At 76.3% G+C, this 23,792-nt stretch carries 22 protein-coding genes and 1 riboswitch; of the genes, 9 read left to right on the top strand and 13 right to left on the bottom strand.

Features of this window, described 5'->3' with window-relative positions:
- The first annotated feature begins 33 nt into the window (after positions 1 to 33).
- Both RSE42_RS16845 and RSE42_RS16840 read left to right on the top strand, forming a co-directional pair.
- Positions 34 to 993: a hypothetical protein gene (locus RSE42_RS16845; protein ID WP_170963702.1), complete on the top strand. Its 960-nt coding sequence runs from the start codon at positions 34 to 36 to the stop codon at positions 991 to 993.
- Complete coding sequence (locus RSE42_RS16840) at positions 990 to 1,427, top strand: GntR family transcriptional regulator (protein ID WP_144722084.1); 438 nt, start codon at positions 990 to 992, stop codon at positions 1,425 to 1,427. Before RSE42_RS16845 ends, RSE42_RS16840 begins: the two co-directional genes overlap by 4 nt.
- Here RSE42_RS16840 and RSE42_RS16835 read toward each other — a convergent pair.
- From RSE42_RS16835 to RSE42_RS16820, 4 genes are all read right to left on the bottom strand, one after another.
- Positions 1,416 to 2,828, bottom strand: coding sequence for a hypothetical protein (locus tag RSE42_RS16835; RefSeq protein WP_144722082.1), 1,413 nt, complete (start codon positions 2,826 to 2,828; stop codon positions 1,416 to 1,418). The two genes, RSE42_RS16840 and RSE42_RS16835, sit on opposite strands and share 12 nt — an antisense overlap.
- A gap of 59 nt (positions 2,829 to 2,887) precedes the next feature.
- The gene (locus RSE42_RS16830) at positions 2,888 to 3,163 is read right to left on the bottom strand and encodes a DUF4235 domain-containing protein (RefSeq protein ID WP_009861813.1); all 276 of its coding nucleotides are present in this window, start codon (positions 3,161 to 3,163) and stop codon (positions 2,888 to 2,890) included.
- Between the two features lie 106 nt (positions 3,164 to 3,269).
- A complete protein-coding gene (locus RSE42_RS16825; RefSeq protein ID WP_415297246.1) occupies positions 3,270 to 5,807 on the bottom strand; it encodes an ABC transporter permease in 2,538 nt (845 codons plus the stop codon).
- Entirely contained in the window at positions 5,804 to 6,574 is a 771-nt protein-coding gene (locus RSE42_RS16820) for an ABC transporter ATP-binding protein (protein WP_415298929.1), read from the bottom strand. Before RSE42_RS16820 ends, RSE42_RS16825 begins: the two co-directional genes overlap by 4 nt.
- Before the next feature lie 336 nt (positions 6,575 to 6,910).
- A riboswitch (TPP riboswitch) is annotated at positions 6,911 to 7,015 on the top strand.
- A gap of 82 nt (positions 7,016 to 7,097) precedes the next feature.
- Here RSE42_RS16820 and RSE42_RS16815 point away from each other — a divergent pair.
- The 4 genes from RSE42_RS16815 (at position 7,098) to RSE42_RS16800 (ending at position 11,502) form a co-directional block, all read left to right on the top strand.
- Positions 7,098 to 8,189 carry a thiamine ABC transporter substrate-binding protein gene (locus RSE42_RS16815; RefSeq protein WP_415297244.1) on the top strand — a complete coding sequence of 364 codons (1,092 nt, stop codon included), beginning with the start codon at positions 7,098 to 7,100 and terminating at the stop codon, positions 8,187 to 8,189.
- A 109-nt stretch (positions 8,190 to 8,298) separates the two neighbouring features.
- The gene (locus RSE42_RS16810) at positions 8,299 to 10,014 is read left to right on the top strand and encodes an ABC transporter permease (RefSeq protein ID WP_415297242.1); all 1,716 of its coding nucleotides are present in this window, start codon (positions 8,299 to 8,301) and stop codon (positions 10,012 to 10,014) included.
- Positions 10,015 to 10,016: 2 nt separating this feature from the next.
- A complete protein-coding gene (locus tag RSE42_RS16805; protein WP_415298928.1) occupies positions 10,017 to 11,114 on the top strand; it encodes an ABC transporter ATP-binding protein in 1,098 nt (365 codons plus the stop codon).
- Positions 11,115 to 11,181: 67 nt separating this feature from the next.
- Complete coding sequence (locus tag RSE42_RS16800) at positions 11,182 to 11,502, top strand: DUF4235 domain-containing protein (RefSeq protein ID WP_061267789.1); 321 nt, start codon at positions 11,182 to 11,184, stop codon at positions 11,500 to 11,502.
- Between the two features lie 3 nt (positions 11,503 to 11,505).
- On the opposite strand, the gene RSE42_RS16795 is transcribed toward RSE42_RS16800, so the two are convergent.
- Together RSE42_RS16795 and RSE42_RS16790 are read right to left on the bottom strand one after the other, a co-directional pair.
- Positions 11,506 to 12,138: a response regulator gene (locus tag RSE42_RS16795; protein WP_206158440.1), complete on the bottom strand. Its 633-nt coding sequence runs from the start codon at positions 12,136 to 12,138 to the stop codon at positions 11,506 to 11,508.
- A gap of 89 nt (positions 12,139 to 12,227) precedes the next feature.
- On the bottom strand, positions 12,228 to 13,490 hold the full coding sequence (locus RSE42_RS16790) for a sensor histidine kinase (protein WP_415297240.1): 1,263 nt from the start codon (positions 13,488 to 13,490) through the stop codon (positions 12,228 to 12,230).
- Positions 13,491 to 13,711: 221 nt separating this feature from the next.
- On the opposite strand from RSE42_RS16790, the gene RSE42_RS16785 reads away from it, so the two are divergent.
- Both RSE42_RS16785 and RSE42_RS16780 read left to right on the top strand, forming a co-directional pair.
- Positions 13,712 to 14,167, top strand: a complete 456-nt coding sequence (locus RSE42_RS16785; protein ID WP_415297238.1) for a DUF6069 family protein — start codon at positions 13,712 to 13,714, stop codon at positions 14,165 to 14,167.
- Positions 14,168 to 14,359: 192 nt separating this feature from the next.
- The gene (locus RSE42_RS16780) at positions 14,360 to 14,980 is read left to right on the top strand and encodes a dihydrofolate reductase family protein (RefSeq protein ID WP_415297236.1); all 621 of its coding nucleotides are present in this window, start codon (positions 14,360 to 14,362) and stop codon (positions 14,978 to 14,980) included.
- Here the strand turns inward: RSE42_RS16780 and RSE42_RS16775 are convergent.
- The 7 genes from RSE42_RS16775 to pgi form a co-directional block, all read right to left on the bottom strand.
- The gene (locus tag RSE42_RS16775; protein ID WP_144722066.1) at positions 14,938 to 16,548 is read right to left on the bottom strand and encodes a fused response regulator/phosphatase; all 1,611 of its coding nucleotides are present in this window, start codon (positions 16,546 to 16,548) and stop codon (positions 14,938 to 14,940) included. The two genes, RSE42_RS16780 and RSE42_RS16775, sit on opposite strands and share 43 nt — an antisense overlap.
- Entirely contained in the window at positions 16,545 to 18,284 is a 1,740-nt protein-coding gene (locus RSE42_RS16770; RefSeq protein ID WP_415297234.1) for an ATP-binding protein, read from the bottom strand. Before RSE42_RS16770 ends, RSE42_RS16775 begins: the two co-directional genes overlap by 4 nt.
- Positions 18,281 to 19,321, bottom strand: a complete 1,041-nt coding sequence (locus RSE42_RS16765; protein ID WP_415297232.1) for an ATP-binding SpoIIE family protein phosphatase — start codon at positions 19,319 to 19,321, stop codon at positions 18,281 to 18,283. The genes RSE42_RS16770 and RSE42_RS16765 overlap by 4 nt, the downstream gene beginning before the upstream one ends.
- Positions 19,318 to 19,740 carry an anti-sigma regulatory factor gene (locus RSE42_RS16760; RefSeq protein ID WP_076404441.1) on the bottom strand — a complete coding sequence of 141 codons (423 nt, stop codon included), beginning with the start codon at positions 19,738 to 19,740 and terminating at the stop codon, positions 19,318 to 19,320. Before RSE42_RS16760 ends, RSE42_RS16765 begins: the two co-directional genes overlap by 4 nt.
- Positions 19,737 to 20,141: an STAS domain-containing protein gene (locus tag RSE42_RS16755; RefSeq protein WP_021483159.1), complete on the bottom strand. Its 405-nt coding sequence runs from the start codon at positions 20,139 to 20,141 to the stop codon at positions 19,737 to 19,739. The genes RSE42_RS16760 and RSE42_RS16755 overlap by 4 nt, the downstream gene beginning before the upstream one ends.
- Positions 20,138 to 20,977 carry an STAS domain-containing protein gene (locus RSE42_RS16750; RefSeq protein WP_034651659.1) on the bottom strand — a complete coding sequence of 280 codons (840 nt, stop codon included), beginning with the start codon at positions 20,975 to 20,977 and terminating at the stop codon, positions 20,138 to 20,140. The genes RSE42_RS16755 and RSE42_RS16750 overlap by 4 nt, the downstream gene beginning before the upstream one ends.
- Positions 20,978 to 21,248: 271 nt before the next feature.
- Positions 21,249 to 22,976 (bottom strand): glucose-6-phosphate isomerase, encoded by a 1,728-nt coding sequence (pgi, locus tag RSE42_RS16745; RefSeq protein WP_144722060.1) that lies wholly within the window; start codon positions 22,974 to 22,976, stop codon positions 21,249 to 21,251.
- 210 nt (positions 22,977 to 23,186) lie between these two features.
- Between pgi and RSE42_RS16740 the strand changes: the two genes are divergently transcribed.
- The gene (locus RSE42_RS16740; RefSeq protein ID WP_021483513.1) at positions 23,187 to 23,765 is read left to right on the top strand and encodes a dienelactone hydrolase family protein; all 579 of its coding nucleotides are present in this window, start codon (positions 23,187 to 23,189) and stop codon (positions 23,763 to 23,765) included.
- Positions 23,766 to 23,792: the final 27 nt, after the last annotated feature.

Genomic DNA, 23,792 nt, shown 5'->3' with positions numbered 1-23,792 from the left:
CATGATCAATAAACTTCGACGGAGGTGGTCGCCGTGGGCGTGGTGTCGTGGATGCTGGGGAACCCGTTGCCGTTGCCGGTCGCGCTCGGGGTGGACCTCGCCCTGCTCGCGCTCGTCGTCGCGGTGGGGCTGGTGTGGTCCGACGGCCGTCGGGCGGTGGTCACCGGCTCGGCGGGGCGTCGTGCCGTGCGGCACGCCGCCCTCACGAGCGCCGGCGCGGGTCTGGTCGTCGCCGCGGGGCTCCTGCTGCCCCCGGCCTACCTCGTGCTGGGCGTCGCGACGCTCGGCGCGCGCGGGACGGCGGTGCTGCCCCTCGTCGCGCTCCTCGGCGCCCTGGCCGTCCACGCGGTGGGCGAGCTGACGTGGCCTCGTCCACGGCACCGGCAGCGCGAGGCGCGCCTCGCCGTCCGGTCGGTCGCGGACGTCGCTCCCACCGTCACGCGCCGCCTCGCCTGGGCGTGGACGGCGCTGCTCGTGGTCGCCGCGGTCGCGTTCGGGCTCGTGGCGTCGGGGCCGCGCGCGGTCTCGCGCGTCGTCGGGCCGGCCGAGGCGTACACCGTCACCCCGTTCCCCGGCTGGCTGTGGACGGGGCCCGTGCTCGTCGTGGCCGCGGTGGCCCTGGTCGCTTCCGAAGCGGTGCTGCGCCTCGTCCGCTCGCGTCCCGCGGTGGAGGACGTCGGCGAGGAGTGGGACATGTGGCTGCGGCGGCGGGTCGCCCGCCGTGTCGAGCGTGCGACCCAGCTCGTGCTGGGTCTCACGCTGGGAGGGCTCGTCGCGTTCGCGGGCCTCTCGCTGCGCTGGCTCGGCCTGGGGAACGGGGACGGCGCCCGGCTCGGGCCCGGGCCGAGCGCAGGGGAGATCGTCGCCGGGAACGTCCTCCTCGCCGTCGCGGCGTGCCTCGTCCTCGTCGTCCTCGTGGCGTCGGTGTGGCCCGCGCGCGACCCGGCACCCGCCGCGCGGGCGCCGTTCGCTCCCGAGGCGGTCGCCGCGTGAGCCTCGCCGTCCGGATCGACCTCGACTCCACGACCCCGCACTACGAACAGCTCCGCGCGCAGCTCGCCGCGCTCGTCACGGCGGGCGACCTCGTGGACGGGCAGCGGCTCCCGACCGTCCGCGCGCTCGCCAACGACCTCGGCATCGCGCCGGGCACGGTCGCGCGCACCTACCGCGACCTCGAGGCCGCGGGCCTGGTCACCACCCGCCGCCGCGTCGGGACGCTCGTCACGGCGCCGCCTGCGACGCTCGACCGGGCCGCCGTCACGGAGGCGGCCGCGCGCTTCGTCCGGCTGGCGCGGGACCACGCGCTCACGGACGGGGAGATCCGCGACGTCGTCGCGGCAGCGCTGCTGGGGGACCGGCGCGAGGAGAAGGCGGGCGACGCCACCGCTCGGACCGAGGTCGAGCACCCCGTCACGTCAGGGAGCTGAGGCCGCGCCGACCGTGGTCGGCGTGCTCGGCGCCCCGGTGCCGGCGCCGGTGTCCGGCTCCCCGGCCCGCCGCGCCGCACGCCGCGTGCGCAGCGCGGACGGCAGGCCCAGGCTCGCGAGCAGCGCGTCGGCCGCGGCGGCGAGCAGGACGGTCGTGAGCACCTGCACGACGACGGTCGCGACCGTCTCCAGCGGGCCGACGATCGCACGCCACGCGACGATCCCCGGCTGGCCGACGACCGCCTGCGCGGCGGTGAGCACGACCTGCTCGGCGAGCGTGAGGAGCGCGAACGCGACGCAGAAGAGCAGCACCGCGCCCCAGCGACTGCGCCACAGCATCCCGAGGGCGCCGACGAGGCCGCCGAACCGCCGGCCCGGGTCGAGCATCAGCGCCCACGCCCGCTGGGCGCCGCTCTCGCCGAGCGTCCGGTTGAACCGGTCGACGGCGCGGGCTGTCCGGCCGGTCGCGCCGCCGTCGCCCGGCACCGCGTGGGCGGGGTCGACGACGTCGATCGCCTCCACGCCGTACACGATCGTCCCGAGCGTGAGCCACGCGAGCGGCACCACGAGCCCGGTGACGACGCCCGCGACGAGGAGGGACGTCGTCGGACCCACGGCCTCGACGAGCGGCTTGAGCGCGTCCACGCGGGCGACCACGCCGTCCCACCAGGTCGTCACCTCGACGACGACGACGCGCGTCGACCACCACTCGCGGACGCGACCGACGAGGGCCGTGACGGTGAACGCGCCGACGACGATCCACACGACCTCGCAGTAGCCCGCCGCGATGCGCACCGCGGCGGAGCGGGCGCTGCGCCGGGCGTCGTCGTCGCGCGCGGAGGCGCTGCGGTCGAGGCGCCGCGCGAGGCGTTCCAGCAGGGTGCGGGCGAGCAGCGCGCCCGCGACGACGAGCACGACGGTGAGCCCGAAGCCCTCGGGGACGGGGTTGGCGGTCTCGAACCCCGCCCCCGCCGCGAACGCGTGGTCGAGCGCGGCGGAGTCGATGTACGCCTGCCAGTCGGACGACAGCCCGCCGTAGAACTCGTAGATGACGAGGTAGGGGACGAGGACCGAGGCGATCGAGCCGAGCAGCGCCCGGACCTCGAGCCGGTCCCGCTCCGTGCGCGGCTCCCGGCGCAGGACGTGCAGCATGACGACGATGCCGACGACCGTCGCGAGCGGCGAGAAGCACAGCACCAGCAGGCCGAGCACCCCGGACGACGGCGCGACGGCGAGCGCGGCCCGCAGCGCGAGCTCGTGCAGCACCTGCGCGAGGACGGCGACCGCGACGAGCGCGGGCCAGTGCCGGGCCAGGAGCCGGCCGGCGTCGGCGAGGACGCGCAGGCCGGCGCGCAGCATCGGGTCCTGAGGGGGCGTCGGGCTCGCCGGCGGGGCGGTCACGCGCGCCAGGCTACCGGGCGGTCCGACCTCCCTCGCGCGGAGGGAGGCCGGGCCGGGCGTCAGGCACGCGAGGCGAGGCGGGCGACGACGCGCTTCGCCTCCTTGCCCGCGAAGCGGCGGGCGAGGACGCCGACGCCCGCGGCGACGGCGGCGAAGGTCACGGCCTGGACGACGCCGACCTCCTCGTCGTCGAGGTCCTTCGGGGCGTCGTGCCCGGTGACCTTGGCCCAGACGAACGTGACGAGCTTCTGGGCGGCCCAGCCCGCGGCGAAGGTCAGGGCGACGGTCCCGACCTTGAGGGCCAGGGTCTGCTCGTTCTCGTTCGTGTCGGCCACGAGGGGTTCCTCCGTCGGTCGGGGCGCCGGGCGGCGCCGGGCGTGCTCGCACGACCACCGTAGTGCGAAGTCGCCGCCCACGCGTCGCCCGGCGCGCGCACCCGGCTCAGTCGTGGCTCACCGCGTCCAGGACGGGCAGGCGCGCGGCGCGCACCGCGGGCCACACCGCGGCGACGACGCCCACGACGCCCGCGAGCACGAGCATGGCGCCGAGCTGGGCCCACGGCACGGCGAGGGTCGTGAAGCCCTGGTCCGCGAGCACCGACGGGAGCGCGGCGGCGAGGCCGGTCCCCACGGCGAGCCCGACGGCCGTGCCGAACACCGCGACGAGCACGGACTCGATGACGATCGTCGTCGCGAGCTGGGCCCGCCCGAGCCCGACGGCCCGCAGCAGCCCGATCTCGCGCGTCCGCTCTGCGACGGACAGCGCGAGCGTGTTGACGATGCCCAGCACGGCGACGAGGACGGAGAGCCCCAGCAGGGCGTACACGATCGCGAGGACCGACTCGACCTGGCCGGCGACGTCGGCGGCGAACTCGTCGGCGTCGAGCACGGACGCGACGACGTACGGCGCGACGGCGTCGGTCACCGCGGCCCGCACGGCCGCGAGGTCGGCGCCGGGCTCGGTGTCGAGGAACAGCATCTCCGTCGTCGTCGCGCCGACCGCGGCTGCCACGTCGGGCGGCAGGAGCAGGTCGACGGAGAACGCGTGCGAGTCGACCACCGCGCCGATGCGCACCTCCCGGGCCGGGAGGTCGGGCCGTGCCGGATCGGCGAGCGTCAGGACGTCGCCCAGGGCCCAGCCGTGCTCGTCGAGCGCGTCCGCCATGACGGCGGCCTCGCCCCGCGCGTACGCGGCGAGGTCGCCCTCGGTCGCGGTCGTGCGCACGGAGCGGCCGAAGCCGTCGGCGGGGAACCCGACGACGAGCTGGGGCTCGCCGTCGACGACGACCTGCCCGTACGTCGTGACGTCGACCGCCGCGACGCCGGGCACCGTGCTCACGTCGCGCGCGACCCCGTCGGGGAGGTAAGGCATCGCCGAGCGGACGACGAGGTCGGCCGCGGTCTCCTGGTCGACGATGTCCTGCACGGAGACGCGGGTGGACAGCGCGAGGACGGACGTCGTCGAGACGAGCGCCATCCCGACGACGAGCGCGCCCGCGGTGGCCGCGGTCCGCCGCGGCTGGCGCGTGACGTTGCCGCGCGCGAGGCCGCCGAGCGGGCGGACCAGCGCGACGAACGGCGCGGCGAGGACGGTCAGCACCGGGCCGACCGCGAGCGGGGCGAGGAGGAGCACCCCCGCGACGACGCCGGCCGCGCCGAGACCGAGGAGGGGCGCGCCCCCGCTGCCGACCACGGCCGCCGCGACGACGAGCCCCACGCCCGCGAGCAGCGCGAGGGTCCCGGCGACGGCGCGGGCCCGCCCCGTCCCGGTGGGCCGGACGACGTCGGCGCGCATCGCCTCCACCGGGCGCACGAGCGCGGCGTGCCGCGCGGGCAGGGCGGCGGCGAGCACCGACACGACGACGCCGACCACGAGCGGGACGGCGACCCCCGTGGTCGTGACGGGCAGCGAGCCGGAGAGCTCCATGCCGACGGCGCCGAGCCCGCTGCGGGCGAGCTCCGCGAGGCCGAACCCGGCCCCGACGCCGAGCAGCGCGCCCACGGCCCCGACGACCGCCGCCTGCCCCACCACGGAGCCGAACACCTGTCCGGGCGACGCGCCCACCGCGCGCAGGAGCGCGAGCTCGCGCGTGCGGCGTCGGACGTGCATCGAGAACGTGGTGGTGATGATGAACGTGCCGACGAACAGCGCGAGCGCGGCGAACACCAGCAGGAACGTCGAGACGAACCCGAGCTGGTCGGTGATCGCCTCGCTCGTCTCGGCGCGCAGCTCCGCCCCTGTCAGCGCCTCGGCGCCCGCCGGGAGCGCGGTCGCGACGGCGTCCCGCAGCGCCTCGGGGGAGACGCCGTCGGCCGCGTAGAGCGCGACCGACGGGACGAGGCCGTCGGGCGCGTACGTCGCGGCGGCGGTCCCGGCGTCGAGCAGGACGATCGTCGCGCCCGCCATCGGCGCGGACAGCGAGACCTCGCCGACCACGCGCACGGGCCGCACGGCGTCGCCCAGCACGACGTCGGTCGTGTCGCCCACCGCGAGGCCCGACGCCGCGAGCGTCGCCGACTCGAGCGCGACCTCGCCGCCGTCGCGGGGTGCGCGGCCGTCGACCACCTGGGGGCCGGGGTCGCGGGGGTCGTAGGCGACGCCGATGCTCGGCGCCTGGCTGCCGAGGACCGCGGTCCCGTCCGCGCCCACGAGCACCGCGGGACCGCTCATCTCGGGGAGCGCGAGCGCGACGTCGTCGCGTGCGCCGAGGTCGTGCGCCAGGTCCGCCGGGACGAGGCTGCGCGCACCGCCGACCTGGGCCGACGCCGACGTGAGCGCGTCCCCGGCGGGGGACGCGCCGCGCACGTACGCGTCCGCCTGGACCGACGAGGCGACGATGCCGTCGAACGTGGTGGCGAGCATCGCGCGCAGCGCGAACGTCCCGGTCACGAACGCGACGCCGATCGTCACCGCGAGGACCGAGAGGACGAGCTGCGCGCCGTGCGCGCGCACGCCGCGCAGCGCGATCCGGCCCATCATCGGGCGGCCGCCGTCGCCGGTGCCGGGGTGGCGTGCGCCGGGGCCGGCGCGGCGGGCGTGAGGGAGCCCAGCGTGTCGAGGACCGCCTGCGGCGTGGGGTCGTGGAGCTCGGTCACGAGGCGGCCGTCCGCGAGGAAGAGCACCCGGTGGGCGTACGACGCCGCGGTCGGGTCGTGCGTGACCATCGCGACGGACTGGCCGAGGTCGTCCACGGACGCGCGCAGGAAGCCCAGGACCTCCGCGGCGGCGCGCGAGTCGAGGTTCCCCGTCGGCTCGTCCGCGAGCACGATCGCGGGTCGCGACACCAGCGCCCGCGCGCACGCGACCCGCTGCTGCTGCCCGCCCGACAGCTCGGCGGGCCGGTGCCCCAGCCGGGGGCGCAGGCCCACGGCGTCGACCACGCGGTCGAACCACTCCCGGTCGACGGGCCGCCGGGCGATCGCGAGCGGCAGCACGATGTTCTCCTCCGCCGTGAGCGTCGGCACGAGGTTGAACGACTGGAAGACGAACCCCAGGCGCGTGCGCCGCAGGCGCGTCAGGCGCCGCTCGCTCATCGCGGAGACCGTCTCGCCGTCGACGACGACGGTCCCCGCCGTGGGAGAGTCGAGCCCCGCGAGGCAGTGCATGAGTGTCGACTTGCCCGAGCCGGACGGGCCCATGATCGCGGTCAGGCGCCCCCGCTCGAGGTCGACGTCCACGCCGTCGAGCGCACGCACCGCGGCCTCCCCGCGCCCGTACGTCCTCACCAGCCCGCGCGCGGTCGCGATCGCGGGTCGCGCAGCGCCCTGAGCGCCCTGAGCGCCCTGAGCGCCCTCAGCGCCCTCAGTGGGCGGGCCCTCGCGCGGGGTGCTCCGCTGTGCCGCACCTGTCGTCGTCACGTCCTCGTCCGTCCTCTCGTCGTGCCGCTGCGCGGGAGCGTCGTGGCTCGCCGGGCGGCGCCGTCCTGTGGTGGCCGCCGGGGCTCCCGGCGGCCGTACCGACCCTCCCGCGGCGCGCGTGCCCGCGGCATCGGGGGCGGGCCCCGAACCGCCCCTGGTCCGCGGTCGCCGGTGCTCAGGGTTCTCTCAGGGGACTCTCCGGGTGAGGGGCCGGTGTAGGCTCGCGGTGAACGACAGGGGAGCTCCTGGAGGAGCTGAGAGTGCGGACCACCGCAGACCCTCGAACCTGATCCGGTTAGCACCGGTGGAGGAAGTCGGGAATCTCGATCACCTGCTCGCGCGGTCCGTCGCGCCCACCCGGCGCGCGGCCCGTCGGGCCGGTGGACCCCTCCTGAACGTCCAGGGAGGACACATGCAGCACACGACCACCGTCGCCCGCCGCGGCCGGGCCCTCGCGACCGGCGTGGGCGCGACGCTCGCGCTCCTCGCCCTCGCGGCCTGCTCGGGGGGCGACGGCGCCGGGGGCGACGACGCGTCGTCGGGCCGCGGGGGCACGGTCACCCTGGTGACCCACGACTCCTTCGCGGTGAGCGACGACGTGCTTGCCGCGTTCGAGGAGGAGAGCGGGCTCACCGTCGAGCAGGTCGCGCCCGGCGACGGGGGCGCGCTGGTCAACCAGCTGATCCTCACGAAGGACTCGCCCCTCGGCGACGTCGTGTTCGGGATCGACAACACCTTCGCGTCGCGCGCGATCGACGAAGGCGTCCTCGAGCCGTACACGCCCGCCGACGTCTCGGAGTCCGCCGCGTCGTACGCGGTCGGGGACGGCGGCGAGCTCACCGCCGTCGACCTCGGGGACGTGTGCGTCAACGTGGACCACGGGTGGTTCGCCGACGCGGGGATCCCCGAGCCCGTGACGCTGGAGGACCTGGCGAAGCCCGAGTACCGGGACCTCCTCGTCGTGACCAACCCCGCGACGTCGTCGCCGGGCCTCGCGTTCCTCCTCGCGACCGTCGGGGCGTTCGGCGAGGACGGCTGGGAGGACTACTGGGCGGACCTGCGCGCCAACGGCGTGAAGGTCGTCGACGGCTGGTCCGACGCGTACTACGTCGACTTCTCCGGCTCGGAGGGCGCCGGCCCGCGCCCGCTCGTGCTGTCGTACTCGACGTCGCCCGCGTTCACGCTCACCCAGGACGGCTCCGCGTCGACCACGGGTGCGCTGCTCGACACGTGCTTCCGCCAGGTCGAGTACGCGGGCGTGCTCGCGAACGCGAAGAACCCCGAGGGCGCGCAGCAGCTCCTCGACTTCCTCGTGAGCGAGAGGTTCCAGGCCGACGTCGCCGACCAGATGTACATGTACCCGGCCGACGACTCCGTCGCGCTGCCCGACGGCTGGGCCGAGTTCGCACCGCTCGCCGACGAGCCCTTCGAGGTCGCGCCCGCCGACGTCTCGGCGCACCGCGACGAGTGGATCAAGGCATGGACGGCCACGGTCGTCGACTGACCCCCGGCCCACGAGCGACCACGGCTCTACCTCGCGAGGTAGAGCCGTGGTCGCGCGGGGTAGACCCGTGGTTTCCCGAGGTAGAGCCGTGGTCGCGCGAGGGAGAGCCGTGGTGAGGGGTCCGGGGGTCCGGCGGGGCGGCGTCGGGCGCGGGGTGCTGTGGGGTCTGGCGGCGGCGGTGCCGCTGGCGTTCCTCGGGGTGTTCTTCGCGTGGCCGGTCGTCACGCTCGTGGCGCGCGGGTTCGTCGGGGACGACGGCGGCCTCGACCTCTCGGGGTTCGCGGAGGTCTTCTCCGAGCCCCGCACGTGGCGGATCGTCGGCCTCACGCTCTGGCAGGCCGTGCTCGGCACGGCGCTGTCGCTGCTGCTCGGCGTTCCCGGTGCGTACGTGCTGTACCGGTGCCGGTTCCCCGGGCGGCGGGTCGTGCGCGCGCTCGTCACGGTCCCGTTCGTGCTGCCGACCGTCGTCGTCGGCGTCGCGTTCCGGTCCCTGCTCGTGCAGGGCGGCCCGCTCGGGTTCCTGCGGCTCGACGAGACGTTCGCGGCGATCGTCGTCGCGCTCGTGTTCTTCAACTACTCCGTGGTGGTGCGCACGGTCGGCGGGCTCTGGGAGCACCTCGACCCGCGCGCCGAGCAGGCCGCGCGCGCCCTCGGCGCGACGCCGTGGCGCGCGTTCCGCACCGTGACGCTCCCGGCGCTCACGCCCGCGATCACGAGCGCCGCGTCGATCGTCTTCCTCTTCTGCGCGACGGCGTTCGGCGTCGTGCTCGTGCTCGGCGGCATCCGCTACGGGACGATCGAGACGGAGATCTGGATCCAAACGACCCAGTTCCTCGACCTGCGCACCGCGGCGGTGCTGTCGGTCGTGCAGCTCGTGGTCGTCGCGGCGGCGCTCTCGGTCGCGAACCGCACGCGGGCCCGGCGCGAGCGTGCCCTGAACCTGTCGTCCTCGGCGTCGTCCGCGCACCCCATGCGCCTGTGGCGCGACGGCCGCCCGACGGGCGACCTCGCGCCCGCCGCGCTCACCGCGGCCGTGGTCGTCGTGCTCGTCGGGCTCCCGCTCGGCACGCTCGTGGTGCGCTCGTTCCGCGTCCCGGGCGGCGGCTGGGGTCTCGACAACTACGCGAACCTCGGCACCACGGGCGGGCGCAACGCCCTGTCCGTCACCGTGTGGGAGGCGGCGGGCAACTCGCTGCGCACCGCCGCGCTCGCGACCGTGCTCGCCGTCGTGATCGGCGGACTCGTGGCGCTCGTCGTGTCCCGGCGCCCGCGCTCGCGCGCGGGTCGGCGCGCGATCTCGGTGCTCGACTCGGTGTTCATGCTCCCGCTCGGGGTCTCCGCCGTGACGGTCGGGTTCGGGTTCCTCGTCACGCTCGACAGGCCGCTCGGCCTCGACGTCGACCTGCGCACGTCGGGGCTGCTGGTGCCGATCGCGCAGGCGGTCGTCGCGACGCCGCTCGTCGTGCGCACGGTCCTGCCGACGCTGCGCGCCATCGACCCGCTCCTGCGCGAGGCCGCCGCGACCCTCGGCGCCGCGCCCGGGCGCGTGTTCCGCACGGTCGACGGCCCGATCGCCGCGCGCTCGCTCGGCCTCGCCGTCGGGTTCGCGTTCGCCGTCTCGCTCGGGGAGTTCGGCGCGACGTCGTTCCTCGCCCGCCCGGACAGCGCGACCCTGCCGGTCGTGATCTTCCGGCTCATCGGGCGCCCGGGCGCCGAGAACTACGGCATGGCGCTCGCGGCGAGCGTCGTGCTCGCGCTGCTCACCGCGACCGTGATGCTGCTCGCCGAGCGGTTGCGCGGCGACCGACCCGGAGGAGAGTTCTGATGGTGCAGACCGACCCCGCCCCCGCGCCCGCGGGCACGCCGGAGCCGTCGCGCCCCGGCCCCGGCACCGGGGAGACCGCCGGGCTCGCGGTGCGCGACGTCGTCGTGCGGTACGGCGGGCGCGGCACCGGGGGAGCGCGCACCGACCCCGGCACGACGGCGGTCGCGGGCGTCACGCTCGACGTCGCGCCCGGCGAGGTGCTCGCCCTGCTCGGGCCGAGCGGCTGCGGCAAGTCGAGCCTGCTGCGCGCCGTCGCGGGGCTCGAGCCGGTCGCCGCGGGCTCCGTGGCGTGGGACGGCCGCGACCTCACGGGCGTCCCCGTGCACCGCCGCGGGTTCGGGCTCATGTTCCAGGAGGGCCAGCTCTTCCCGCACCGCGACGTCGCGGGCAACGTCGCCTACGGGATCGCGGGGCTGCCGCGCGCCGAGCGCGACGCGCGCGTGGCCGAGCTGCTCGACGTCGTCGGGCTCGCCGGGTACGAGCGGCGCGCGGTCGCGACGCTCAGCGGGGGCGAGCGCCAGCGCGTCGCGCTCGCGCGGTCGCTCGCGCCGCGCCCCCGCCTGCTCCTGCTCGACGAGCCCCTCTCCGCGCTCGACCGGGGGCTGCGCGAGCGCCTCGCGCTCGACCTGCGCGAGGCCCTGCGCGCCACCGGCACGACGGCCGTCTTCGTCACCCACGACCACGACGAGGCGTTCACCGTCGCCGACCGCGTCGCCGTCATGGACGCGGGCCGGCTCCTCCAGGTCGCGCCGCCCGAGGACCTCTGGCGCGCGCCCGGGTCGCGCCGCGTCGCGGAGTTCCTCGGCTACCAGGCGTTCGTCCCGCACGGGCCGGGGAACCTGCTCGCGGTCGGTCCGCGCGGCCTGCGGCTCGCGGGCGAGGGCGTGCCGTCGTCGGACGACGCGTGGGACGCGACCGTCGTCGGGAGCGTGTTCCGCCGCGGCGCGGTCGAGGTGACCGTCGACGTCGACCTGCCCGGCGCCGACGGCGGTGCGCCCGCCCGGCTGGTGGCGCTCGCGGGCGCCCCGTCGGTCGTCGAGCCGGGCGACCGGGTGCGGGTCGTCGTCGACCCGGCGGGGTGCGCCGTCGTGCCGGCCTGACGTCCGCGGCGGGCCGCCCGTGGCCGTGCGACGAGCGAGAGCGCCGCAGCCGACCTAGCGTCGGGGGATGGACGACGTGACGACCGGTGACCACCCCCCGGAGAAGAACGGCAGCAAGTCCGCGAAGATCCTGTACCGCCCCGTCGGCATCGTCAGCTCCGTCGTGGGCGGGCTCGTCGCCGGGCAGGTGTTCAAGCAGATCTACAAGCGGGTCTCGCCCGGCCACCGCAAGGACGCCCCGACACCCCTGCAGTCGGAGTACCCGCTCAAGGAGATCGTGCTCGCGGCACTCCTGCAGGGTGCGGTCTACGCGGTGGTGAAGGCGCTCATCGACCGCGGCGGGGCACGCGCGTTCGAGCGCTGGACGGGGGAGTGGCCCGGCGACTGACGGTCAGTCGAGGCCCGCGGCGTGGACGAGCAGCGCGACCTGCGTGCGGTTCTCCAGCCCGAGCTTGAGCAGCACGCTCGACACGTGGGCCTTGACCGTCGGGACGCTGAGGAACAGGCGCGCGGCGATGTCCGCGTTCGTCGCGCCGCGGCCGAGCTCGACCGCGACGTCGCGCTCGCGCCCGGTGAGCGCGTCGAGCGCGGCCCGGGCCCGCTCGCGCTGGCCGCCCGCGTCGGCGACCGACGTCATGAGACGCCGCGCGATCTCCGGTGACAGCACGGGCTCGCCCGTCGCGGCCGCGCGCACGGCGGCGACGATCCGCTCCGGCGGCATGTCCTTGAGCAGGTAGCCGGACGCGCCGGCGTGCAGGGCGCCGACGACCTCCTCGTCCGTGTCGAACGTCGTGAGCACGACGACGGCCGGCGCGTCCGGTCGCGCCCGCACGCGCCGCGTGGCCTCGATCCCGTCGACGCGCGGCATGCGCAGGTCCATGAGCACGACGTCGGTCGGGTGGGCGTCGAGCACGGCCGCCACCTCCGCGCCGTCGGCGGCCTCGCCGACGACCTCGATGCCGTGCGCGCCGTCGAGCATGAGGTGGAGCCCGGCGCGGACCAGCGCGTCGTCGTCGACGATCACCAGGCGGGTGCGCGCGGTGTCCGGGGGGACCGGCCCGTCGTCGTGGTGGTCGCTCCCGCGCGGGGCGCCCGCGCGCCCACCCTGCTCCGTCACGCGGCCCACGGTAGCCGGACGTCGAGCACGAACCCCGCGTCCCGCGCCCCGGCGCCGAGGGTCCCGCCGAGCAGGTCGACGCGCTCCCGCAGCCCGACCAGCCCGGTGCCGGTGCCGCCGCCCGCTCGGTCACCGACGCCGCCACCTTCCGGGCCGACACCGCCGCCGGCGCCGACGGGGACGCGGCGCGGGCCGCCGTCGGACACCGTGACCCGGACCTCGCCCGCCCGGGCCACGACGCGGAGCGTCACCGGGCCGCCCGGCGCGTGCCGCCGGGCGTTCGTCAGCCCCTCCTGCGCGACGCGGAAGGCCGCGACCGCGACCGTCGGCGGGACCTCCGCGGACCCCGTCCGCTCGTAGGTCACCTCGCCGCCCGCGTCGCGCGCCTCGACGACGAGCCGCTCGACGTCGTCGAGCGTGGGCTGCGGCGACAGCGCGTCGGCACCGCCGGGCCCGGGCTCGGCGCGCAGCACCCGCACGACGTCGCGCAGGTCGTCGAGCGCGGAGCTCACCCCCGCGCGCACCAGGCCCGCGGCACGGGCGAGCCGCTCCGGGTCGGCGTCCGGCCGGTACTCCAGCGCGCCCGCCGTGGCGGCGAGGAGCGAGAGCCGGTGCGCGAGGGTGTCGTGCATCTCGCGCGCGATCCGGGTGCGCTCGGCGACGCGCGCCTCGGTGACGCGGCGCTCCTGCTCGCGCTCGGCGCGGCGGGCGCGGTCCCGCAGCGACCACAGCAGCTGGTCGCGCGCCTGCGCGTACTGGCCCCAGCCGAGCAGGGCGGCGTGCACGGCGAGGTCGCACAGGAGCCACCAGCCGAGCGGCAGGGCCTGCGGCCGCCACAGCGCCTGCACGGCGTGGCCGAGGAACCCGGCGACCGCGACCGGGAGCGCGGTGCGCAGCGGGTACCAGCGCGCGACCTGCAGGGTCGCGACGGTCGAGGCCGGGGTCGCGGCGCCCGAGTACGCCGCGAGCGAGGCGAGGACCAGCGCGCCGACCACCGGGGCGTCGCGCGGGGTCCGCGACCACAGCAGGGGCAGCGCCGCGAGGGCGAGGACCGCGACGGCGACGTCGAGCCACGGGGCTGCGCCGGCGTCGTCCTGCGCGACGACCCCGGCGGTCGCGAGCGCCGTGAGCACCGCGACGGCGAGCCAGGCCAGCGCGACCACCCACCCGGGGACGAGCGGGCGCGTGCCGTCGCGGCGCGCGGCGGCCGTCGCGAGGACGGGGCGCCCGGCGAGGGGAGGGCAGTCGGTGGTGGTCATGCTCCGGACGCTAGGCGGCCGGTGCGCGGCCGACCACCGACCAAGGTCGGGGGTCGCCGTCCGGCAGGAGGGTCGAGGCCCGACGCCGGTCGGCCCGGCCGCCGCCCTCCGGCCGACGCGAGGCGGGCGCTCGGGCCGCGAGCGTGGGGACGTCGGCACCCGCCGACCGCGGCCCCGGCCGCACGAGAGGCGGCCCCGCCGCGCGACGAAGGAGGAACGTCATGTCCACGACACGGAGCACGTCGAGCAGCGCCTCGGACGCCACCTCGCACGTCCCGGGCCACCCCCGCGCGTCCGTGCCGGACGGGCGGACGACGCGGCGCGGCCCGCGCTGGCTCGTCCCGCCCGCCGCGGCGGTCGTCGCCGCCGTCGTGCTGCTCGTCGGGACGGCGCTCGGCGTCGACCCCGCGGTGCGCACCGCGACCGGGACGCAGACGGTCGGCGTCGTGGCGGCGGTCGTCGTGACGCTCGTCGTCGGGTACGCCGGGTGGGGCGTGCGCGCGCTGCTCGGCCGCCTGCCCTCGGGTGGCCGGCGTGCCTGGCTCGTGACGTGCGGCGTCGTGCTGCTCGTCTCCCTGCTCGGCCCGCTCGGTGCGGTGACGCCCGGTGCGGTGGCCCTGCTCGTCGTCGAGCACCTGACGGTGGGCGCCACCCTGACCCTGGGCCTGCGCCGCTGACCCGCGCCCCCACCTCGCCGCCCCGCCCCACCCCCGCCCCGTCGAACACGGGGTCGGCGACCGTTGTCCGCCGGATCTGGTCGCTGACCCCGTGTTGGGCGGGCGCTGGGGATGCGTTCGGCGTCGGGCGATGAGTTCCATGGGTCCCTACGGTCTGCCCCTCGTCGATCTCCCCAGACCGGAAGGCCGCTCATGACCGCGACGCTCGTGTCCACCCTGTTCCTCTCGCTCGACGGCGTCGCCGAGATCGACCCGGCGTGGCACTTCCCCTACTTCGACGACCACATGGCCGCGGCGGTGGACGAGGACTACCGGGACGTCGACGCGCTCCTCCTCGGGCGCGTCACGTACGACAGCTTCGCCGGCGCGTGGCCCGAGCGGGAGACCGCCGGGGACGAGGACGCGGAGTTCGCCGCGCGCCTCGGGGACCTGCGCAAGATCGTCGCGACGCGCGGCGACCAGGACCTCGGGTGGCGGCACGTCGAGCGGGTCGACGGCGACCTCGTCGACGCGGTCCGCGCCCTCAAGGAGGAGCCGGGCCTCGGCAAGGTGCTCGTCCCCGGGTCGATCTCGGTGGTCCGCCAGCTCCTTGCGGCCGGGCTGCTCGACGAGCTGCGCCTGCTCGTCCACCCCGTCGCGGCGCGCACGGGCGAGCGGCTGTTCGACGAGGGCGAGCCCGTCTACCCGCTGACGCTCCTGCGCTCGGAGACGTTCCCCACGGGCGTCGTGCGGCTCGTCTACGCCCCGGGCGAGATCCCCGGGGACGTCGGCTACGACGACGTCAAGGACAAGGTGCCGTCCGGCGACGCGTGACGCGTGACGGCGACCACCGCGACGTCGTCCTCGCGGCCCGGGTCGTCGAACGCGGCGACGACGCGCTCGCACAGGAGCGCCGGGCTCGCGCCGGCGCTCCGCCCGGCGACCTCGGCCAGCCGGTCCAGCGCGTCCACGAGCGACGCCCCGCGGCGCTCGACGAGACCGTCGGTCACGAGCACGAGGAGGTCGCCGGGGGCGAGCACGTCGTGGTGCGCGGGGCGGGACCGCGGGCTCGGCACGCCCAGCAGGCGCGAGCCCGCCTTGGCCCGGTCGACCGTGCCGTCGGCGCGCACGAGGAGCGCGGGCAGGTGGCCGGCGTCCGTCAGCTCGAGGGCACCGGTCCGGGGGTCGAGCACGCACACGCACACGGTCGCGAACTCGGGGTGGTCCTCGCGCAGCGCCGCGTTGAGCAGGTCCAGGGCGGACGCCGCGTCGTGGCCCTCGCGCAGGTAGGCGCGCAGCGTGACCCGTACCTCCGCCATCACGGTCGCCGCGCGCAGCGAGTGCCCCTGGACGTCGCCGATGACGACGGCCACGCGCCCGTCCGGGAGGTCGAACGCGTCGTAGAAGTCGCCGCCGACGTCCAGCCGGGCGTCCGACGCGTCGTAACGCGCCACGACCTCGACGCCGCCGCTCACCTGCAGCCCCGACGGCAGGAGCGCGCGCTGGAGCGCGAGCGCGATCCGGTGCTCCTCGGTGAACGTGCGCAGGTTCGACAGCGCGACCGTCGCGGCCTCCGTGAAGCGCGCGGCGGCCTCCTGCTCCTCGTCGGACAGCGGCTCGTCGCCGACCTCGATGCCCAGGCCGCCGACGAGCGCCCCCGACGCGTCGACGAGCCAGTGCGTGAACCACGCCGACGGCCCGACGCCCGCCTCGCCGAAGAGCGGCCGCCAGGGGAGGGGGACCTCGTCCGGGCCGAACACGGCGGTCGACGCCCCGGTCGGCGGGAGGACCGCCGTCGGACCACGCCCGCGGACGAGCGCGGCACCCTCCGCGGCGCAGACGGAGCGCAGCACGACCCCGGCGTCCGCGACGACCATCGAGATCACGGCGCGACCGAGGACGGCGCACGCGCCCCGGGCGGCGTGGTCGGCGACGGCCTCGGGGGAGCGCGCTTCGTGCAGGGGGACGAGCGCGTCGGTGAGCGCCTCCAGGCGGCGGGCGGTGCGCCCGGCGCCACGCTGGGCGTCGACGCGTCGGCACAGCGCGCTGATCGTCGCGAGGAACTCGTCGCGGTCGAGCGGCTCGGGCAGGTAGGCGTCCGCGCCGCCCTCCAGCCCGGCGGTGCGCGCGGCGGCGTCGACGTCGGTCGCGGAGACGTGCAGCACCGGCAGGTGCGCGGTCGCGGGGTCGCTCTTGAGGATCCGGCACACCTCGCGGCCCGAGAGGTCCGGCAGGTTCACGTCGAGCACGACGGCGTCGACCGGGGTCGTGGCGTGCGCGAGCGCGTCGCGGCCGGTCCCGGCCTCGACGACGCCGAACCCGGCCCGCCGCAGCCAGCTCGCCATGACGTACCGGTGCGCGGGCGTGTCGTCGACGACGAGCACGGTGCGGTCGGCGTTCATCGGCTGCGCACCTCGCGTCCCAGGGCCGCCACGAGGCGGTCGCGGTCGATCTCGGACTTGGCGAGGAACGGCACGTCGCCGATGCCGGACGGCGGCGGTGCGCTCGACATGAGCACGGCCGCCGTGCCCGGGTGCACGTCGCGGATCCGCGACCGCAGCGCGAGGCCGTCCGTGCCGGGCAGGCACACGTCGAGGAGCGCGACGTCGGCCGGGCCGTCGTGCAGGAGGGCGAGCGCGTGCGTGGCGTCGTGCGCGACGCTGACGCGCGACGCGGCGTCGCGGAGCATCGAGGCGACGACCGACGCGTAGGCCCGGTCGTCGTCGACGACGAGCACGTGCCCGAGCGGGGTGTCGCGCGCGGGGGCCTCCTCGGGCTCCGGGCGTGTGGCGGCGGGGGCGTCCTCGGATGCCGCCGTGAGCGACGGGAGGCGCAGCGTGAACACGCTCCCGGCGCCCGGGCGCGACGTCGCGACGAGCGTGCCGCCCAGCGCCTCCGACGTGCGGCGCGCGTACGGCAGGCCGAGGCCCGTGCCGCGGACGGTCGGCTGGAGGCGGTTGGGCACCTGGACGAACTCCTCGAACACGGCCTCCAGCTGGTCGGCCGGGATCCCGAGACCCGTGTCGCGCACGTCGAACCGCACGGCGTCCCCGTCGGCCGCGGCCCGCAGCACGACCTCGCCCTCGTCCGTGAACTTCACCGCGTTCGTCAGCAGGTTGCGCAGCACGCGGGACAGCAGCCGGCGGTCGGTGACGAGCGTGAGGCCCGGCTCGGCCGCGACCCGCAGGGAGACGCCGGACCGCACGAGCGGCAGGGTCGTGCCGCGCAGCTCGTCGAGCAGCGCCCCGAGGTCGACGGGCGTGGGCTCGACGTCGTCGTGGCCCGCCTCGGCGCGCGCCAGGTCGAGCAGCTCGTCGACGAGCGTGAGCAGCGTCGTCGCGCTCTCGCGCAGGAACCCGACCTGCTGCGTCTGGTCGGCGTCGAGGTGGGAGTCCGCCAGGAGCGAGGTGAGGCCGATGATCGAGTTCACGGGCGAGCGCAGCTCGTGGCTGACGTTCCGCAGGAAGCGGGTCTTCGCCTCGTTCGCGGCGGCGAGCTCGCGCCCGCGCTCGTCGAGCTCGGCGTACAGCGCGACGACGCCGGTGTTGGTCTCCTCGAGCTCCGCCGACAGCTGGTCGTACATCGCGAGGACGCCGCGGTTCGTCTCTTCCAGCTCCTCGTTGAAGCGCCGGAGCTCGTCCTGCTGGCGCGTCAGCTCGTCGAGCGTCCGCACGAGCTCGGCGTTCTGCACGCGCACCTCGTCGCTCGCGTCGGCGACGTGCGCGGCGGCGGTGGAGCGGCGCACGCCCGCGAGCGTCGCCTCGTCCGTGCGCGCGGTGGCGGGCAGCGCCTTGGTGAGCAGCACGCGCGTGCCCGTCGGGTCGACCTGGAGGCCGGGGACGAGCCGTCGGGCGGCCGGGACGCCGCCGTCGCTCGAGTCGCCCTCGACGAGGAACGGCGTCCCCGCGACGATCTCGGCGCGCAGCGTGGCCTGCGGCAGCCCGGGCAGGACGCCCACGACGACGTCGGCCGTGCCGGAACCGACCGCGGACCGCCCGATCTCGGACAGCGCCGTCGCGACGCGCACCTGGTCCTGCGTGTCGAGGCCGAGCAGGCGGCAGATCTCCCGCCCGGCCCGGCGCAGCGCGAGCACGTCGGAGTCCGAGCGCAGCTGGGTGATGAGGAGGGTGGTGCTCACGCGGCCTCCCGGGCGATCGGCAGCACCGCCACGCACGAGTCGTCGCGGCGCACGGCGTGGTCGCGCAGCAGGACGCCCGCGACGACGAGGGGGGAGCGGGCCGCGAGGCCCGGGTAGTCGGCGAGCGACCACCGGGCCGTCAGGCCGTCGCTGTGCAGCACGACGACGTCGCCCGGCTCGACGGGGTACGTCGTCTCGCGCAGCGGCCGGCCGCGCGTCCCGGCGATGCCGGGGTGGCTCACGAGCCCGCGCGAGCGCGCCCCGTGGACGGTCCCGGCGATGTTGCCGAGGCCTGCGTGCCGTAGCACGCCGCCCGCCGCCTGGACCACCGAGACGGCTGCGCCGCGCGTGCCGCCGAGGGCGCCGTGCACGCGCTCGAGGAGCGCGACCGCGCTCCCGGGCGGCGCGTCGAGGAAGGCCCGCACGGCAGCGCCGGAGGCCACCGCGGCGAGCGGGCCGTGGCCGAGCCCGTCGGCGACGAGGAGGCTGGGCACGCCGTCGTCGTGGCGCACCGCGAGGGCGTCGCCGCACACGTCCTGCCCGGTCATGGGGCGGGTCACACCCGTGGGCGCCGCGAGGTCGGTGGTCGCGCCGTGGGCGACGAACGTCGCCGCGATGACCGTCCCCTGGCCGGGCGACGTCCACGCGTCCCACGCCGACGCGAGGCGGGGGAGGGTGCCGAGGCCGATGCCGAGCGTGCCGCGGCTCGAGACGCCGTCGCGCATCGCCGCGGTGATGTCCCGCATGCCGGGCCCGGCGTCGACGGCGAGCACGTCGAGCGCGGCCTCGGCGCCGGTGCGCCGCACGCGGACGAGCACCGCGCCGCCCCCGGCGTGGCGGCACTGGTTGGTCGCGAGCTCGGAGACGACGAGCCCGACCTCCGCCGCGCGCTCGTCGTCGAGGCCGAGGTTCCGCGCGGCGGTGCTCGCGCCGCGACGCACGCTGCCGACCGCGGACGGGTGGTCCACGGTGTACCAGGTCCCGTCCTCGACGAGCGTGCGGCGGTCGTCCGGGCGGTCCGGCTCCGCCGAGGTCATCGGGACCAGGTCGCGATCTCGACGCGCGTGCCCGCTCCCGGCGCGGTGTCGATCGCGAAGTGCTGGACGAGGCGTCGTGACCCCGAGAGCCCGAGCCCGAGCCCGCCGCCGCTGGTCCAGCCGTCGGTGAGCGCGAGGTCGAGGTCGGGGATGCCCGGCCCCTCGTCCGAGAAGACGGCGCGGACGCCCGTCCGCGCCCCCTCCGTGACGAGCTGCACCTCGGCCTCGCCACCGCCCCCGTACACGAGGGTGTTGCGCGCGAGCTCGCTCGCCGCCGTCACGAGCTTCGTCTGGTCGACGAGCGAGAGGCGTGCCTGCTGCGCGAGCGACCGCACGAGCTGGCGCACCTTGACGACGTCGGAGTCCGTGCGGACCGGCACGCGCTCCGCGGTCGTCGGCGGCGGGGTGGTCGTGGTCACCTCTCCTCGCGCTCGGCGGCGGCGAGGAGCACGTCCTCGGCGGACCGCTCCTCGGGGGCGAGGAGCGCGAGGCCGCGCTCGACGTCCAGCGCGGTGCGGACGTCGCCGAGCGACAGGCCGAGCTCGACCATGGTGATGGCGACGGCCGGGCGCATGCCCACGACGACCGTCGTCGCGTCGAGCACGTGCGATATCCCCGCGACGGACGCGAGCATGCGGCCGATGAACGAGTCGACGATCTCCAGCCCGGAGATGTCGATGATCACGCCGCGCGCACCGGTGTCGGTGATCCGCTGGGCGAGGTCCTCCTGGAGCTGCAGCGCCGTGTCGTCCTGGAGGTCGATCTGGATCGAGACGAGGAGCGTCGAGCCGATCTTGAGGATGGGGACGCCGTCGGTCATGCGGGGAGCCCGGCCTGCCGGGTGTCGCGGCTCGCGCGCAGCGCGTCGACGAGCGCGTCGGCGAGGGTCGCCCGCGTGCGGATGTCGCCGAACTCGATGCCGAGCGCGACGATCGTCTGCGCGATCTGCGGGCGGATGCCGCTGATCGTGCACTCGGCGCCCATGAGGCGCGCCGCGACGACCGTCTTGAGCAGGTGCTGCGCGACCTGGGTGTCCACCGCGGGCACGCCCGTGATGTCGATGATCGCGTGCTCGCTGCCCGTGTCGACGAGCGTGTTGAGCAGCTTCTCCATGACGACCTGGGTGCGCGCGGAGTCGAGCGTCCCCACGAGCGGCACCGCGACGATGCCCTCCCAGAGCTTGACCACGGGCGTGGAGAGCTCGAGCAGCTGCTCGGCCTGCTCGGCGATGATCGCCTCGCGCGCGGCCGCGAACGTCTCGAACGTGAAGAGCCCGAGCTGGTCGACGAGGCGCAGCAGCGGGGTGGCGTCCGTGTCGGCACCGGTCGCGGAGTCGAGCCGGTACAGGCCCTCCTTGAGCGCGAACACGCCGATCGCGGTCTCGCGCGGCGTGAAGCCGAGGCGCGCGCGGGCGGACGACACGTCCGCGAGGATGCCCCGGAGCTGGTCGAACGCCGGCTCGGCGAGCGAGACGCCGCCGGCGCGCAGGCCCTCGAGGAGCGCGTCGAGGATCTCGCCCTGCTCGCGCTCGAGCTCGCCCCGCGAGGTGCGGCCGTGGAGCTCGTTCGCTGCAGCCTCCAGCCACGCGCTGCGCACGGCGTCCGCGTGCTCGATCAGGGTCCGAGCAAGAGTCTCGGGGGTGGCGGCGTCGGCCATCGGGGTTCCTTCCACGGTGAGAGCGACGCCGAACGGGCTCGCGGCGGTCGCGCGCCCGCCAGTGTACGCAGGGCGCGGGCGCTCGCAGCGCGGCTGTGGACGCGCGGTCGCGCGCACGACGCCACGACCTCGCGACACGTCCCCGCCGTGAGGCGGACGACACACCGCGGGACGCGGTCCGCGGAGGCGCTCGGCCCGCCTCCGTGCGCACGACCGGCCCCCCCGCGAGCCGCCCGAGCACGGTCGTCCCCGTGCCCGGGCGGGGCGCGGGCTAGCTGCGCAGGTCGAGGTAACGGTCGATGAGGGCCGCGGTGCTCGGGTCCTGCGCCGCGAGGGCGTCCTCGTCGCCCGCGACGGCCGGCGCGATCTCGAGCGCGAGCTTCTTGCCGAGCTCGACGCCCCACTGGTCGAAGCTGTCGATGCCCCACACGACGCCCTGCACGAACGTGATGTGCTCGTAGAGCGCGATGAGCTGGCCCAGGACCGACGGCGTGAGCGCGGGAGCGAGGATCGACGTCGTCGGGCGGTTGCCCGGGAACGTGCGGGCGCTCACGAGGTGCTCCGCGGTGCCCTCGGCACGGACCTCGTCCGCCGTCTTGCCGAACGCGAGCGCCTTGGTCTGGGCGAAGAAGTTCGCGAGGAACAGGCCGTGCACGTCCGCGCCGGGCTGGACCGCGCCGCCGTCGCCCACCGCGTCGACGAGGGGGTGGGCGGGGTTCGCGACCGCGATGAAGTCGGCCGGGATGAGGCGGGTGCCCTGGTGGATGAGCTGGTAGAACGCGTGCTGGCCGTTCGTGCCGGGCTCGCCCCAGAAGATCTCGCCGGTCTCCGTCGTGACCGGGGAGCCGTCCCAGCGCACGCGCTTGCCGTTCGACTCCATGGTGAGCTGCTGGAGGTAGGCCGGGAAGCGGTGCAGGTACTGCGCGTACGGGAGCACGGCGTGCGTGTGCGCGTCGAGGAAGTTCACGTACCAGACGTTGAGCAGCCCCATGAGGACCGGGACGTTGCGCTCGAACGGCGTGCGGCGCACGTGCTCGTCGATCGCGTGGAAGCCCGCGAGCAGCTCGGCGAACCGGTCCGGGCCGATCGCGATCGCGAGCGACGTGCCGATCGCGGAGTCGACGGAGTAGCGCCCGCCGACCCAGTCCCAGAACCCGAACGCGTTCGCCGGGTCGATCCCGAACGCCGCGACCTTGTCGAGCGCGGTCGAGACCGCGACGAAGTGCTGCGCGACGGCGGCCTGCCGGGACTCGTCCGTGTCCTCGATCGCGCCGACCGCCGCGAGCTCCGTCCACAGCCAGTCGCGCGCCAGGCGCGCGTTGGTCAGGGTCTCGAGCGTGCCGAACGTCTTCGACGCGACGATGAACAGCGTGGTGCGCGGGTCGAGGCCCGCCGTCTTCTCCGCGACGTCCGTCGGGTCGATGTTCGAGACGAACCGGACCTCGATGTCCTGGTGCTTGTACGGCAGCAGCGCCTCGTACGCCATGACCGGTCCGAGGTCGGAGCCGCCGATGCCGATGTTCACGACCGTGCGCACGCGCTCGCCCGTGACGCCCGTCCACTCGCCCGAGCGGACCTTGTCCGCGAACGCGTAGACCTTCGCGAGCTCGGCGTGCACGTCCGCGTCGACGTCCTGCCCGTCGACGACGAGGTGCTCGTCGTCGCCCAGCGGGGTCGGCCGGCGCAGGGCGGTGTGCAGGACGGCGCGGTCCTCCGTGACGTTGATGTGCTCGCCCGTGAACATCGCCTCGAGGCGGTCGTCGAGGTGGACCTCCTCGGCGAGGCGCACGAGCAGCTCGAGCGTCTCGTCGGTGACGAGGTTCTTCGACAGGTCGACCGTGAGGTCGGCCGCCTGGTGCGTGAGGCGGCGCGCGCGGTCCGCGTCGGCCGCGAACCAGGTGCGCAGGTCCGGCTCCACGGTGTCGCGGTGCACGGTCAGCGCGGTCCAGGACGGCGTGGTGGTGGGGTCGATCGGGGGCGGCACGGGCTGCGAGGTCATGACCACCAAACTACTGACCGACGTCGGCCCTCGCCCACCCCGACCGTCCCGCGGTCCATGGTCCGGCGGCCTGACGAACGGCGTTCGCAGGTCCCTGGACCCCGGGCGCGTGGGGGCGGGCCGCGCGACGATGGGGGTCGTGCGCCGTCGGGCGCGCACCGGGCGGCGACGCCGTCGCACGGCCCACGAGCGACGATCGGAGGAGGGACCATGGCGGAGGTCGTGCTGTTCCACCACGTGCAGGGACTGACGGAGGGCGTGCGGACGCTCGCGGAGACGCTGCGCGGCGCGGGGAACGTCGTGCACACGCCGGACCTCTTCGAGGGGCGCACGTTCGCGACCCTCGACGAGGGCATGGCCCACGTGCAGGAGCTCGGTTTCGGGACCGTGCTGGAGCGCGCCCGGGGGGCCGTGGACGGCTACGACCTCGGTGTCGTGTACGCCGGGGTCTCCCTCGGCGTCCTCCCGGCCCAGATGCTCGCCCAGACGCAGCCGGGCGCCAAGGGCGCGGTGCTGCTCGAGGCGTGCGTGCCCGTCTCCGAGTTCGGCGACGCCTGGCCCGACGCCGTGCCCGTCCAGGTGCACGGCATGGACGCGGACCCGTCGTTCGCGGGCGAGGGCGACCTCGACGCCGCGCGCGAGCTCGTGGAGTCCACGCCCGACGCCGAGCTGTTCGTCTACCCCGGCGACCGCCACCTCTTCACGGACCCGAGCCTGCCGTCGTACGAGCCGGAGGCCGCCGCGCTCGTCACCGAGCGGGTGATCCGCTTCCTCGACGGCATCCGCTGAGCGGTCGGGCCGCGGCGGCCCCCGGGG

This window comes from Cellulosimicrobium sp. SJTW-1 (genome assembly GCF_047716875.1).
GTDB lineage: Bacteria > Actinomycetota > Actinomycetes > Actinomycetales > Cellulomonadaceae > Cellulosimicrobium > Cellulosimicrobium funkei.
The sequence above is the reverse complement of the archived record's forward strand: the minus strand, read 5'-3'. Positions and strand labels throughout refer to the sequence as shown.